The following is a 250-nucleotide window of genomic DNA, read 5'->3' on the forward strand; positions in this document are numbered from 1 at the left end:
AAATTTATATGAGAAGGGTAAATTTTTATCTTGTTTAGTGATTATTAATTATATTATGATGTTGGTTCTTTGGGTTTATGTTGTTGATTTATTTATTGGTGCTATAGGATTTACTATACTCTTAGTAATTGTTTCTGTTTTTTTTATTATAAATCCATTCGTTTTTTACATGGGTTGTTCTATTTAATTATTTTAATTAATATACACACCTACTAACACACTATAATCCACACCCCCCCCCCCCCCCCCC

Annotated in this window: 1 protein-coding gene; it reads left to right on the forward strand. The window is 28.8% G+C overall.

The annotated features are described in order from the left end of the window. A partial coding sequence (locus Q4519_RS21960) for a hypothetical protein (protein WP_303516097.1) occupies window positions 1-187 on the forward strand: 187 nt, incomplete at its 5' end. Between the last annotated feature and the right edge of the window lie 63 nt (window positions 188-250).

Source organism: Motilimonas sp. 1_MG-2023, from assembly GCF_030547455.1.
In the GTDB taxonomy this organism is placed as follows: Bacteria; Pseudomonadota; Gammaproteobacteria; order Enterobacterales; family CBDFNC01; genus Motilimonas.